Here is a 12250-nt window from a genome sequence, read left to right as displayed (position 1 = left end):
TCCTGGTCTCGTTCGCCACGCCCGGTCACGCCGGTGCCTCTCCGGCGCGGTCGGTGTTGGTGTCGTTGTCCTCGGCGGCGGCGAGCTGGCCACACGCGCCGTCGATCTCGCGGCCCCGGGTGTCCCGAACTGTCGTGGACACCCCGGCATCGCGCAACCGCCGGACGAACTCCCGCTCGACCGGCTTCGGGCTCGCGTCCCAGCGGCTGCCCGGCGTCGGATTGAGCGGAATGAGGTTCACGTGGGCCAACTTGCCGGCCAGCAGCCGCCCGAGCAGGTCGGCTCGCCACGGCTGGTCGTTCACGTCCTTGATCATCGCGTACTCGATCGACACGCGGCGGCCCGTCCGGGCGGCGTAGTCCCACGCTGCGTCCAGCACCTCGGCTACCTTCCAGCGCTGGTTTACCGGCACGAGTTCGTCGCGCAGATCATCATCAGGCGCGTGCAACGACAGCGCAAGGGTCACTGAGAGGTCTTCGCTGGCCAGTCGGCGGATGGCCGGAACCAGGCCGACCGTGGAAACGGTGATGTGCCGTTGGGACAGGCCGAGCCCCTCCGGAGCCGGGCTGACCAGCCGACGGATCGCCGCGATCACCCGGTTGTAGTTGGCCAGCGGCTCGCCCATGCCCATGAAGACGACGCGCGACAGCCTCGGCGGTGAACCCGCGACCACACCGGAGGCGGCCACCCCGGCCATGTACACCGCCTGGTCGACGATCTCCGCCGTCGACAGGTTGCGGGTCAGCCCCGCCTGGCCGGTCGCGCAGAACGGACAGGCCATGCCGCACCCCGCCTGGCTGGAGATGCAGACGGTTACCCGGTCCGGGTAGCCCATCAGCACGCTCTCCACCAGCGCACCGTCGTGCAGCCGCCAGAGCGCCTTGCGGGTCGCGCCATCGTCGCAGGCCAACTCGCGCACCGGGGTGAGCAACGTCGGCAGCAACTGGTCGGCCAGCCGTTCGCGGGTCGCCGCGGGCAGATCGGTCATCTCCTGCGGGTCCCGGACCAACCGACCGAAGTAGTGGTTGGAGATCTGCTTGGCGCGGAAGGCCGGCACCCCCAACCCGGTAACCAACGCCTGGCGGCCGGCCAGGTCCAGGTCAGCGAGGTGCTGAGGGGGCATGGAGGCCCGGCGCGCGGCGGGGGCGACCGAGATGGCGGGGATCAGGGGCAGGCTCGTCATGGCTGCTCCAGTGTGTCACGCCGTCGGCGGCGGGTGCCGGTCCGGAGGTGTCGAACGGGGCGCGACCGCCGGAGCCGGATGACCGGGTAGCCGTGATTCATGCCTCAGCTCACCACCGGCACGAGAACCGCCAACAGCAGGTAGGCCGTCGGCACCGCGAACAGGATCGAATCCAGTCGGTCCATCAGACCGCCGTGGCCGGGCAGCAGGTTACTCATGTCCTTCACTCCGAGATCCCGCTTGATCATCGACTCGGCCAGGTCGCCGAGGACGGCCGCGCAGGAGACGGCCACCCCGAACAGCGCACCCCACCAGGGGGCCACCTCGAACATCAGCCACAGCAGCAACGCGCTGCCCAGGGCCGCAGCGGTAACCGAGCCGGCGAAGCCCTCCCAGGACTTCTTCGGGCTGATCGACGGGGCCATCGGGTGTTTGCCGAAGGAAACCCCGGCCGCGTACCCACCGGTGTCGGAGAGGACCACCCCGATCAGGGTGGCCAGGATGCGCAGATGCCCATCCTCGGGGGCCGCCGCCAGCAACGCTGCGAAACCGGCGAGGAACGGCACGTAGACGGCGATCAGGGTGGCCGCGGTGAGATCCCGCTGGAAGCCGGCCGGCCCGTCACCCAACCGCCAGATCATGGTGCCCAGCACCGTGACCAGCAGCCCCAGGCTGAGCGCGTCCGGGCCGGCGAACCAAGCCAGCCCCACGGTCAGCACGCCACCGGCGATCAGCGGCACCAGCGGCGGATGCGCGCCGCTGCGCCGGACCGCGCGGGCCATCTCCCAACTGCCGATGGCGACCGCGGCGGCGATCACCGGCAGGAACGCCAACGGGTAGACGAGCAGCGGCACCACGATCAGCGCGCCGAGGCCGAGCCCGACCCCGATCGCCGCGGGAAGGTTGCGCCCGGCCCGCCCGGTGCCCACCTGCTGGGTGGCCGGCCGGTCGAGGCTGGCCCGCCGTCGCCCCTTCGGCCGTCGACCGGTCGTCGGGGCCTCGTCCGGCGCCACCTCGGCCCGGACGGGCTCCAGCTGCTCGGTCGGGTACCCCGGGTCGTCGAAACGGGCGGGAGGGCCGTCGACACGGCTCGGCTCGTCGAAGCGCCCACGGTCCGGGCCGTCGTAACGGGGCGGCGCGTCGCCAGCGGCGGGAGGTCGGTCCTGGTACCGGTCGCCACGAACCCGGTCGTCGTACCGGTCGGGCTGGTTGCGGTCGTCCACGTGCCGGTCGCGGCCGTCGAAGCGGTCGTGCCGGTCGCGGTCGTCGAAGCGGTCGTCCGGCCGGCCACGCTCGTCGTACGGGTCCGCCGGGTGCGGGTCGGCGTACGGCCGGGCGTGCGGGTCGGCGTACAGCTCAGGGCCGGCGGCCGGGCGGCGGCTCCACTGGCCGGCCTCCAGCTCCTGGTCCGGCCAGGGCAGCGCCACCTGGCGCTCCGGTCGGTCCCAGCCGCGAGGCTCGCTGCCGTAGGGGTCGGGGTGGGACATCACGCACCGCGACGCGGCACGAGAACCACCACATGACGCAAGACCACAAGCATCCCCTACACGTGCGATGTTCCTCCGATTGACCGCCCCGACGGTCGGTCGATCCCCGGTGTTCACCACCCGGTGGCCGGGAATCCTGCCGAGCCTACTGCACACACCGGACCGGCACGGCGGACGAGGCACGCCGACCGACGCCACCCCTCGCCGCTGGGCCGCGGCCAGCGACGCACACCCGTCCGGTACGGCAGGCCACAGACAATCCGCAGCCGTCAATACGACTCGTCCGGTGCTCGATCGACTACTGAGCCGCCACCGCGGGCGTGGTCCGCTGGTGGGGCGCCGGCGCCCGCCGGCGCGTCCGAACGGGGGAAGGGCACTCACATGTACAAGTTCGGTCTCGCGGTGCTGACCGTGGCCGCCATGGTCCTGGCAGCGGCGTCACCGGCCGCCGCCACCACGACACAGACCCGGATCACCATCGACCGCCACGCCAGCGAGCTGTTCCCGTTCGAGCCGCCCGCCGGCGAGCCGGGCGTGACGTACCCGGCCACGTCGGTCACCGCCACCGCCCGCAACTGCCCGGCCGGCTTCGTCCTCATGTCGGCGTCGCTGGTGCAGGACGGCCTGCCGACCCTCTGGGCCACCGGGGGACGCGGCGCCGGCGAGATCGTCTGTGACGGCGGCACCGTCGAACTCTCGATGGCGTTCGCCCGCATCGCTCCGGCGCTGCACCCCGGCCGGGCAACCGCCCACTTCTCGCTGCGTGACGCTGACACCGGCGAGCAGTTCGCCGAGCGCACCAGGACCGTCTGGATTCCCTGCTGACCGACGGCACGAGGCCCGTTCCCGACGTCGGGAACGGGCCTCGGAGCAGGCGTCACACCTCGAGCAGCTCGGTTTCCTTGTGCTTCACCAGGTCGTCGATGCTGGCCACGTAGCGCTGGGTGAGGTCGTCGAGTTCCTTCTCGGCGCGGCGACCGTCGTCCTCGCCGGCCTCGCCGTCCTTGACGATCCGGTCCAGCTCCTCCTTGCCACGGCGGCGGACGTTGCGGATCGCCACCTTGGCCTCCTCGCCCTTGTGCCGAGCCACCTTGATCATGTCGCGGCGGCGTTCCTCGGTCATCTGCGGGAGCAGGATGCGCAGCTGGTTGCCCTCGTTGTTCGGGTTCACCCCGAGGTCCGAGTCGCGGATCGCCTTTTCCATCGCGTTGAGCTGCGAGTTGTCGTACGGCTTGATGATGGCCATCCGCGGCTCGGGCACCGCGATGGACGCCATCTGCGTCAGCGGCGTGGGCGTGCCGTAGTAGTCGATGATGACCTTCGAGAACATGGCGGCGTTGGCGCGACCGGTACGGATGGCGCCGAACTCCTCCTTGGCGTGCTCAACCGCACGCTCCATCTTCTCCTCGGCCTCGAGGAGGGTGTCGTCGATCACCGGTCTCCTCGCCTCCTTCTGTGCTCGTCGTGGGCTCTGCTGAAAGTCGTCAGACCGCTGCTGTCGTCGCCATCGGCGGGACTCAGGCGGTGATCAGGGTGCCGATCTTGTCGCCACCCACCGCGCGGATGATGGTGTCGTCACCCTGCGCGCCAAAGACCAGCATCGGCAGGCCGTTCTCCATGCAGAGGCTGAACGCCGCCGCGTCGGCCACCCGCAGGTTGCGGCGCAGCACCTCGGAGAAGGTGATCGAGTCGAGCTTGCTGGCGGTGGGGTCGATCCTCGGGTCGGCGGTGTAGACGCCGTCCACGCCGTTCTTGCTCATCAGCACCACGTCGGCCCGGATCTCCAGCGCCCGCTGGGCGGCAACCGTGTCGGTGGAGAAGTACGGCATCCCGGCGCCGGCGCCGAAGATGACCACGCGGCCCTTCTCCAGGTGCCGGATGGCCCGCAGCGGGATGTACGGCTCGGCGACCTGTGCCATCGTGATGGCGCTCTGCACCCGGGTCTCGATGCCCTCCTTCTCCAGGAAGTCCTGGAGGGCGAGGCAGTTCATCACGGTGCCGAGCATGCCCATGTAGTCGGCGCGGGCCCGGTCCATCCCACGCTTCTGCAGCTCCGCGCCGCGGAAGAAGTTGCCGCCGCCGACCACCACGGAGACCTGCACGCCGCGGCGAACCACGGTGGCGATCTGCCGGGCGATGGCCTGGACGACGTCCGGGTCGACGCCGATCGCGCCGCCACCGAAGACCTCACCGGAGAGCTTCAGCACCACCCGGCGGGCGCGCCCCGGCGGCGGTGCCGTCGGATCGTCCAGCTCCAGCGTCCGGTCACTCACAACCTGCGTCATCCGCCCCGCCCTTCCCCACGCGCACGCCCCGTGCGGCGCGTACCGCGAACCTGCCGCTGCCGACCCTATGTGACGAGGAGGCCGCGGTGCCTGTCACGTACACCGGCGGCCTCCTCGTTGACGTCTTCTGCCCACGGGCGCGCGTGGCGCCCGGTGGCGGCTCAGGCCTGGCCGACCTCGAACCGCACGAAGCGGGTGACCTCGATGCCGGCCTCGGCCAGCAGCTGCTTCACCGACTTCTTGTTGTCGGCCACCGACGACTGCTCGATCAGGACGAAGTCCTTGAAGAAGGAGTTCACCCGACCCTCGATGATCTTCGGCAGGGCCGCCTCGGGCTTGTTCTCCTCGCGGGCGGTCTGCTCGGCGATGCGCCGCTCGGACTCGACGACCTCAGCCGGAACCTCGTCCCGGGTGAGGTACTTCGGCCGCATCGCGGCGATCTGCATGGCCACACCACGGGCGTCGGCGTCGCCGGCCTCGTCGGTCTTGCCGGTGTACGACACCAGCACGCCGACGGCCGGCGGCAGGTCCTGGGCCTTGCGGTGCAGGTAGACAGCGATGGTGCCGCCCTCGACCCGGGCGAACCGGTTGAGCACCAGCTTCTCGCCGATCTTGGCGGACTGCTCCTGGATCAGGTCCGCGACGACCTTGCCGTCGAGCTCGCTGGCGAGCAGCTCCTCGGCGGAGTTCACACCGGAGCGGTCACCGTGCTCGACCAGCTGCTGGGCCAGCGCGATGAACGAGTCGGTCTTGGCGACGAAGTCGGTCTCGCAGTTCAGCTCGAGCAGCGACTTGCCGGAGTGGGCGACCAGGCCGTTCGCGGCCGTGCGGCCGGCCCGCTTGCCGACGTCCTTGGCGCCCTTGACGCGCAGGATCTCGACGGCCTTGTCGAAGTCGCCCTCGGCCTCGGTCAGCGCCTTCTTGCTGTCCATCATGCCGGCGCCGGTGAGGTCGCGGAGCTTCTTGACGTCCGCGGCGGTGATTTGGGACATGGCTCTCTCTTCGGTGTTGAGACGGCGTGTGGATGGTCAGAGGTGCCGGTTACCCGGATCCGGGCGGATCGTGCCCGGCGTACCGTCGCTGCCCGCCGTTCGCGAAAACGGACGGCGGGACAGCGACGGTGCGATCACTCCGCGGTGGCGGTCGCCGGCTGCTCGGTGGCGGCCTGCGCCGGCTGCTCCGGGCTGGCGGGCTGCTCGGCGGCGGCAGCGGCGGCAGCGGCCGGCTCAGCCGGGGCGGCCGACTCGTCGGCCTTCTTCGGCTCGAGCAGCTCGCGCTCCCACTCGGTCAGCGGCTCGTCGCTCGCGACACCCTCGGGCTTCTCGTCGTTGCCCCGGCGACGGCCGGAACGCGCGATCAGACCATCCGCGACGGCGGCGGCGACGACCTTGGTCAGCAGCTCGGCCGAGCGGATCGCGTCGTCGTTACCCGGGATCGGGAAGTCGACCTCGTCCGGGTCGCAGTTGGTGTCCAGCACCGCGATCACCGGGATGCCCAGCTTGCGGGCCTCGTCGACAGCGATGTGCTCCTTCTTGGTGTCGACGATCCACACCGCGGCGGGGAGCTTCTGCATGTCCCGCAGACCACCGAGGGTGCGGGTCAGCTTGATCTTCTCGCGGGAGAGCTGCAGGGTCTCCTTCTTGGTGTAACCGGCGGCGGTGCCGCTGAGGTCACCCAGGCCCTCCAGCTCCTTCATCCGCTGGAGCCGCTTGTACACGGTCTGGAAGTTGGTCAGCATGCCACCGAGCCAGCGGTGGTTGACGTACGGCTGGCCGACCCGGGTCGCCTGCTCGGCAATCGCCTCCTGGGCCTGCTTCTTGGTGCCGACGAACAGGATGCTGCCACCCTCGGCGACGGTCCCACGCACGAACTCGTACGCCTTCTCGATGTACTCGAGGGTCTGGCGCAGGTCGATGATGTAGATGCCGTTGCGCTCGGTCATGATGAAGCGCTTCATCTTCGGGTTCCAGCGCCGGGTCTGGTGCCCGAAGTGGACACCGCTCTCCAGCAGCTGACGCATGGTCACGACGGCCATGGTTGGGGTACTCCTCAAGGTCCCTGGTTGTCACGCCCGGCCGGTGGCCGGGCGTCCTGGCGCCTGGTCGCCGGCCCATGGTGGGCCCGATCAAGATCGGGACCAGGGAGGCCGTCGCTCCACGACGATTCGTGAAGAGGGCGCGCGAGGTCGACCGCACGAGGCGGTCGCCAGTTGGCCAGTGTACGCCCTTCACCCGTTCGGCCGCCCCGGGGTGCGTGCGAGGGCCGCTCCGCGCTCCCGCCCGATCGCCCGAGTTGCGGGAAGATCGCGCTGGTTCCTGGAAATAGTGGCCTCCGCGTCGTCAGAGGCCACTATTTCCTGGTTGTTGTGCGTCTCTGGCCGCACGCGAGCCGTCAGCCGGCGGCGGGGCAGGGACGGGTCAGCCGGCGGCGAGCGCGGCGGCCACGAAGAGCACCAGACCGACGGTCAGGTACGCCGTCGGCGGCCGGAGCCACCCCCGACCGTTGTCGGCCAGCGCCAGACCTCCGGTTCGTAGCCCGTAAAGCCCGGTCGCGAAGATCGGCAGTCCGGCGACCAGGGCGATGCCCACCACCACGTTCCCGGCGTCCACCGGGTCGCCGGTCACGCCGGCCAGCAGCACCCGCAGCGCGGGGACCTCGAAGATCAACACCAGCAGGGCGAAGAGTACGGCCAGCACCGGTCGACGGGTCCGATAGACGCCGTCGGGGGCCGGCGGGTACAGCGGCGGCTCGCCTGCGGGCAGGTCGGGGCGGGGGCCGATCCCCGGCATCGGGCCGGTCGGCATCTCCAGCGGATGCGGCAGGTCGCCGCCACCCCGGGTCGGCTCGACGATCGGGTACCCGGCGAGCGGTGCAGGACGAGCCTGGCCGGCGAGCACGTCGCCCGGCGAGGTGGTGTCGCGGGCGACCTCCGACCCGGCGCTCGCCAGGGGGGTCTCGACGGCCGGCTCCCGGGCGGCCCGACGACCGGGCAGCTCACCGGAGATCTCCGAAGGGTCCCGGTCCGCCCTGCGCGAACGGGTCACCCGGTATCCGTCGGTCTCCGGCCGGTCGTCACCGAGGGGGTCCACCGCGCCGAAGCGACCGGAGTCGTTCTCGCTCGCCCCGAAACGCCCGGACTGGGCGTCCACCGCCGGGAAGCGTCCCGAGTCCCGTTCCGGGGCACCGAAACGACCCTGGTCCACCGCGTTCAGGCGACCCGGGTCCGACTCCGGCGTACCGCCGAAGCGGCTCGCGTCCACCGCGCCGAAGCGTCCCGAGTCCGGCTCCCGGCGGCGACCGACACCGGTGTCCTCGACGGAGCGGGCGTCCTGGGTGCCACGCTGCTCGGGAATCTCGCTGTCCCGGTACCGGGGTTCACCCGCGCCGCGCCACTCCGACTCGCCGTAACCGCGACCCCGCTCGTCGGGGTACCAGCGTGACTCCTGATCTTCCGGAAAGCTCCGTCGTCCGTCCACGCCAGGCACCGTATGCGACCGGCCACGCCCGCGCCATTTCAGCCCGGCCGGCCGCGCGCCGACCACCCGTGCCGCAGGGCACGAATCCTCATCGGTTGTGAAAAGTCGGTCGGCGACGCCGCCACGGTTCGTTTCGTAAGAACCGGGCCTAGCACAGATGGGCATGATCGTCTGATTGTCCACAGCACACCCGTTGTCCACAGCTGGGCCGCCGCCGGGTCGCGGCGGACGCCCTCCGGCGGGCACCGTGCCGGCCATGACGAAGCGGAACCAGGCGGTTGGCGCGTACGGCGAGCGGTGCGCGGCCCGGTACCTGACCGAGGCGGGGCTGCGCCCGATCGCCCGAAACTGGCGCTGCCCGGCCGGGGAGATCGACATCATCGCGTGGGACGGGCCCGTGCTCGCCTTCTGCGAGGTGAAGACCCGCCGGGGTGAGGGTTTCGGCACCCCGGCCGAGGCGGTCGTCCCGGCCAAGGCCCGCCGGCTGCGAGGGCTCGCCGCGCGGTGGCTGACCGAGACCGGTACGACCGCCGAAGAGGTGCGCTTCGACGTGCTGTCGGTGCGGCTGCCCGACGCGGGGTCGGCGCAGGTCGACCATCTCAAGGGCGCGTTCTGACATGGGCGCCCGGAGGATCGGTGACGCGCCGTGAGCTACGCGAAGGTGCTCTGCGTGGGGCTGGTCGGGGTGACCGGCCACCTCGTCGAGGTGGAGGCCGACCTGGCCGCCGGGCTGCCGGCGGTGGTGATCTCCGGTCTACCGGACACCGCCCTGCACGAGGCCCGCGACCGGGTCCGCGCCGCCGTGGTCAACTCCGGCCAGCGCTGGCCCAACCGGCGGATCACCCTCAACCTGCTCCCCGCCACCCTGCCGAAATTCGGCTCGGCATTCGATCTTGCCATCGCCGCAGCGCTGCTGGGCGGCTCGGGCGAGCTGCCGCTGCTTCCCCTGGAGGGGGTGGTGGTCCTCGGCGAGCTGGGGCTCGACGGGACGGTCCGGCCGGTCCGCGGCGTACTCCCGATGGTCGCCGCCGCAGCCCAGGCCGGCGTCGCGCGGGTGATCGTCCCGGTCGGCAACGCCGCCGAGGCCGCCGTCATCCCGGGGGTACGGGTGCGCGCGGTGGACACCCTGCACCGGCTGGTCGCCTTCGTCCGGGACGGGACCCCGCTGATCGAGCCACCGGCGGACATCCCGGCACCGGTGGTCGGTGGGCCGGATCTCGCCGAGGTCGCCGGGCAGCAGCTGGGTCGGCGTGCCCTGGAGGTCGCCGCGGCCGGTGGGCACCACGTGGCGCTGCTCGGCCCCCCGGGCACCGGCAAGACGATGCTCGCCGAACGCTTGCCGTCGATCCTGCCCGAGCTGGACGACGACGCGGCGCTGGAGGTCACCGCGCTGCACTCGGTCGCCGGGCTGTTACCGCCGGGCGGTCGGTTGCTGCGTCGCCCGCCGTTCCAGGCACCGCACCACACCGCGACAGTGCCGTCGCTGGTCGGCGGCGGCTCGGGTCTGGCCCGGCCCGGCGCGGTGTCGCTGGCACATCGCGGGGTGCTCTTTCTGGATGAGGCTCCCGAATTCAGCAAGGGTGCGCTGGAAGCGCTGCGCCAACCGCTGGAACATGGCCAGATCCAGCTGAGCCGCAGCGGGGGCGGCACCGTCTACCCGGCGCGCACCCAGCTGGTGCTGGCGGCCAACCCGTGTCCGTGCGCCCAGCCGGCCGGCGATGCGCACTGCGAGTGTTCGCCGCTGGTCCGCCGCCGCTACCTGGGCAAACTCTCCGGTCCGCTGCTCGACCGGATCGACGTCCAGGTGCGGCTCATGCCGGTACGGGCGGCCGAGCTGATGGCGACCGACGGCGATGTCGAGCCCTCGGCGACGGTCGCCGCCCGGGTGGCGGCGGCCCGGCAGTCGGCGGCCGCCCGCTGGGCCGACCTCGGCCGGCGGCTCAACGCCGAGGTCGAGGGCCCGCACCTGCGCCGACCACCGTGGCGACTGCCAGCCCGGGTCACCGCCGAGCTGCGTGGCCGGCTCGACTCCGGCTCGCTGTCGGCGCGCGGCTTCGACCGGGTGATCCGGATGGCCTGGACCATCGCTGATCTGGACGGCCGTGACCGTCCAGATCAGGACGACGTCCGGGAAGCACTGCAACTACGGACGGGGGAGGCGGCGTGAGCGCCGAGGAGGAACGCAGGCTGGCCCGGGTCGCGTTGACCTGGTTGGCGGAGCCGGGCACCCGCGCTGTGCACCGCCTGGTCGAACGGCACGGCCCGGTGGCCACCCTGGACCTGCTGCTCGACGGTGGCAGCCCGGACGGGTGGTTGCACACCACGATCGCCGCACGCTCGGCGGCCGGCGACGCGCGGGCGGTGGCGGCGGAGGCGCTGGAGCGGGCGGATCGACTGGGTGCCCGGCTGGTCACGCCGGACGACGAGGAGTGGCCGGCCCAGGTCGCCAGCCTGTCCGCGTTGCGTCTGCCGGACGTCAGCCGCCGGGTGGACGGCGAGACCGCCCCGCCGCTCTGCTTCTGGGTCCGCGGAAGCTGGCCGCTCGGCGAGGCCCTGGACCGTTCGGTGGCCGTGGTGGGGGCACGGGCCGCCACCGGTTACGGGCAGCACGTCGCGACCGAGCTGGGGTACGGGTTGGCCGAGCGGGACTGGACTGTCGTGTCCGGTGGCGCGTTCGGCATCGACGCCGCCGCCCACCGAGGCGCCCTCACCGCCGGCGGTCTGACCGTCGCTGTGCTTGCCTGCGGGCTCGACCGTCCGTACCCGATGGGCAACGCCGCGCTGTTCGACCGGATCGCCGAGACGGGACTGCTGGTCAGCGAGTGGCCCCCCGGCGCGGAGCCACTGCGGCCGCGGTTCCTGATCCGCAACCGGGTGATCGCCGTGGGCACCCGGGGCACCGTCGTGGTGGAGGCGTCGGCGCGCAGCGGCGCGACGCAGACCGCGCGGCGGGCCATCCACGCCAATCGGGTGGTCATGGTGGTGCCGGGGCCGGTGACCTCGGCGATGTCCGTCGGCGCACACGAGTTCCTGCGCGAGTTCCCCGACAAGGCCCGGCTGGTCACCGGGGTGGCGCACGTGCTGGAGGAGGTGGGGCGGATCGGCGCGGACCTGGCCCCACTGGCGCGCGGACCGCAGCGGGCCACCGACGCGCTCGACGACGACGCGCGGTCGCTGCTGGAGGCGCTGCCCCGCCGAGGCGCGATGGGCGTGGACCGGCTCTCCGCCCGCGCCGGTGTCGACGTACGGACCGCGCTGCGCAAGCTGTCGCTGCTGGAGGAGTTGTCCATGGTGGTCCGTCGCGACGACGGGTACGCCCTCACCCCGCCACCCGCCGCCTCCACACGTGCGGCAGCGGAGATGCCCGGTCTGCCGGGTACGTGAGCGGGAGCGACACAGCCCGCCGGCTGGGTCGCATGTTTTCGAGCGAGGAGGTGACGCATGCCGCCGAGCGACTAGGTACGGCGCTGTGGTCACAAGAGCCTCGCTCGACAGGCTGTACCCATGGGAGCACCTCCACAACCTGACCGGCAACGTCAGGGACGTTCGACGAACCTTCGAAGGGGTGATGCACGACGAATTGAACGACAGCCTTCCGAAGTCGAGGATATGCAGCTCGTCCAGGTCGTCGCCGCTGAGATTGAATGCCCAGGACAGATGGTGGGCCAACAGCAGATCGAGGCGTTGCTCTAGCCACAGCATCTGATGCCAGTTCTGCATGCGAAATCGCTGTTGGAGGAGCTGTCCAGGTGGTCCGTCGCGACGACGGGTACGCCCTCGCCCCATCCACGCGTGCGGCGGCGCAGACGCCCGCTCTGC

Annotated in this window: 10 protein-coding genes and 1 pseudogene; 4 read left to right on the top strand and 7 right to left on the bottom strand. The window is 71.7% G+C overall.

Features of this window, described 5'->3' with window-relative positions; genetic code table 11:
* Positions 1-25: 25 nt before the first annotated feature.
* Together rlmN and V6U86_RS27335 are read right to left on the bottom strand one after the other, a co-directional pair.
* The gene (gene rlmN, locus V6U86_RS27340; protein ID WP_334508076.1) at positions 26-1183 is read right to left on the bottom strand and encodes a 23S rRNA (adenine(2503)-C(2))-methyltransferase RlmN; all 1158 of its coding nucleotides are present in this window, start codon (positions 1181-1183) and stop codon (positions 26-28) included.
* Positions 1184-1287: 104 nt separating this feature from the next.
* The gene (locus V6U86_RS27335; RefSeq protein ID WP_334508074.1) at positions 1288-2670 is read right to left on the bottom strand and encodes a phosphatidate cytidylyltransferase; all 1383 of its coding nucleotides are present in this window, start codon (positions 2668-2670) and stop codon (positions 1288-1290) included.
* Between the two features lie 381 nt (positions 2671-3051).
* Here V6U86_RS27335 and V6U86_RS27330 point away from each other — a divergent pair, with 381 nt between their 5' ends.
* Positions 3052-3495, top strand: coding sequence for a hypothetical protein (locus V6U86_RS27330; RefSeq protein WP_334508072.1), 444 nt, complete (start codon positions 3052-3054; stop codon positions 3493-3495).
* Between the two features lie 52 nt (positions 3496-3547).
* Here the strand turns inward: V6U86_RS27330 and frr are convergent, their stop codons facing one another.
* The 5 genes and pseudogenes from frr to V6U86_RS27305 all read right to left on the bottom strand — a co-directional run bounded on the left by frr (position 3548) and on the right by V6U86_RS27305 (position 8468).
* Positions 3548-4105 carry a ribosome recycling factor gene (gene frr / locus V6U86_RS27325; protein ID WP_334508070.1) on the bottom strand — a complete coding sequence of 186 codons (558 nt, stop codon included), beginning with the start codon at positions 4103-4105 and terminating at the stop codon, positions 3548-3550.
* A gap of 82 nt (positions 4106-4187) precedes the next feature.
* Positions 4188-4955 carry a UMP kinase gene (pyrH, locus tag V6U86_RS27320; protein ID WP_030335195.1) on the bottom strand — a complete coding sequence of 256 codons (768 nt, stop codon included), beginning with the start codon at positions 4953-4955 and terminating at the stop codon, positions 4188-4190.
* Positions 4956-5116: 161 nt separating this feature from the next.
* Entirely contained in the window at positions 5117-5947 is an 831-nt protein-coding gene (gene tsf, locus V6U86_RS27315) for a translation elongation factor Ts (RefSeq protein WP_334508063.1), read from the bottom strand.
* Positions 5948-6081: 134 nt separating this feature from the next.
* Positions 6082-6990, bottom strand: coding sequence for a 30S ribosomal protein S2 (rpsB, locus tag V6U86_RS27310; protein ID WP_334508061.1), 909 nt, complete (start codon positions 6988-6990; stop codon positions 6082-6084).
* Between the two features lie 382 nt (positions 6991-7372).
* Positions 7373-8468, bottom strand: a pseudogene (locus V6U86_RS27305) (hypothetical protein).
* A 219-nt stretch (positions 8469-8687) separates the two neighbouring features.
* Here V6U86_RS27305 and V6U86_RS27300 point away from each other — a divergent pair.
* From V6U86_RS27300 to dprA, 3 genes are read left to right on the top strand one after another with little or no spacing between them, the layout of a single operon-like run.
* Positions 8688-9047 carry a YraN family protein gene (locus tag V6U86_RS27300; RefSeq protein ID WP_334508059.1) on the top strand — a complete coding sequence of 120 codons (360 nt, stop codon included), beginning with the start codon at positions 8688-8690 and terminating at the stop codon, positions 9045-9047.
* Between the two features lie 30 nt (positions 9048-9077).
* Positions 9078-10598 (top strand): YifB family Mg chelatase-like AAA ATPase, encoded by a 1521-nt coding sequence (locus tag V6U86_RS27295; RefSeq protein ID WP_334508056.1) that lies wholly within the window; start codon positions 9078-9080, stop codon positions 10596-10598.
* A complete protein-coding gene (gene dprA / locus V6U86_RS27290) occupies positions 10595-11815 on the top strand; it encodes a DNA-processing protein DprA (protein WP_334508054.1) in 1221 nt (406 codons plus the stop codon). Before V6U86_RS27295 ends, dprA begins: the two co-directional genes overlap by 4 nt.
* Positions 11816-12250 lie beyond the last annotated feature (435 nt).

Origin of the sequence: Micromonospora sp. CPCC 205558 (assembly GCF_036902955.1) — a bacterium.
Lineage (GTDB): Bacteria > Actinomycetota > Actinomycetes > Mycobacteriales > Micromonosporaceae > Micromonospora.
The sequence above is the reverse complement of the archived record's forward strand: the minus strand, read 5'-3'. Positions and strand labels throughout refer to the sequence as shown.